This window comes from Vibrio jasicida CAIM 1864 = LMG 25398, from assembly GCF_000400365.1.
GTDB classification, from domain to species: Bacteria; Pseudomonadota; Gammaproteobacteria; order Enterobacterales; family Vibrionaceae; genus Vibrio; species Vibrio jasicida.
The window spans coordinates 1-1,174 of the sequence record NZ_BAOG01000171.1; the positions used below are offsets into that span (position 1 = coordinate 1).

The window sequence follows — 1,174 nt, forward strand, 5'->3', positions numbered from 1 at the left end:
TGTCTAAAGAAAAATTTGAACGTACGAAACCGCACGTTAACGTTGGTACTATCGGCCACGTTGACCACGGTAAAACAACTCTAACTGCAGCTATCTGTACTACTCTTGCTAAAGTTTACGGCGGTGTAGCTAAAGACTTCGCATCTATCGATAACGCTCCAGAAGAGCGTGAGCGCGGTATCACAATCGCAACTTCTCACGTTGAGTACGATACTCCAACTCGTCACTACGCACACGTAGACTGTCCAGGACACGCGGATTATGTTAAAAACATGATCACTGGTGCTGCACAGATGGACGGTGGTATCCTAGTTGTTGCTGCGACAGATGGTCCAATGCCACAAACTCGTGAGCACATCCTACTAGGCCGTCAGGTTGGTATCCCTTACATCATCGTATTCATGAACAAATGTGACATGGTTGATGATGAAGAGCTTCTAGAGCTAGTAGAAATGGAAGTTCGTGAACTTCTATCTGAGTACGATTTCCCAGGTGATGACCTACCAGTTATCCAAGGTTCTGCACTAGGCGCACTAAACGGCGAAGAGCAGTGGGAAGCTAAGATTGTTGAACTAGCAGAAGCGCTAGATTCATACATTCCTGAGCCAGAGCGTGCAGTAGATATGCCATTCCTAATGCCTATCGAAGACGTATTCTCAATCCAAGGTCGTGGTACAGTAGTAACTGGCCGTATCGAACGTGGTATCCTAAACGTAGGTGACGAAGTTGCTATCGTAGGTATCAAAGACACTACTACTACTACATGTACTGGTGTTGAAATGTTCCGTAAGCTTCTAGACGAAGGTCGTGCTGGTGAGAACGTTGGTGCACTTCTACGTGGTACTAAGCGTGACGAAGTTGAACGTGGTCAAGTACTAGCTAAGCCTGGTTCAATCACTCCACACACTAAGTTCGAGTCAGAAGTATACGTACTTTCTAAAGACGAAGGCGGCCGTCATACTCCGTTCTTCAAAGGCTACCGTCCACAGTTCTACTTCCGTACAACTGACGTAACTGGTGATATCTCTCTACCAGAAGGCGTAGAAATGGTAATGCCTGGCGACAACATCCAAATGGTTGTTGAACTAATCGCTCCTATCGCAATGGACGAAGGTCTACGTTTCGCTATCCGTGAAGGTGGCCGTACTGTAGGTGCTGGTGTTGTTGCTAAGAT

General features: G+C 46.6%; 1 protein-coding gene. It reads left to right on the top strand.

Annotation, left to right across the window (positions count from 1 at the left end; genetic code table 11):
- Positions 1 to 1,174: elongation factor Tu (gene tuf / locus VJL_RS26095; protein ID WP_038874010.1), on the top strand; the 1,174-nt coding region annotated here is incomplete at both ends.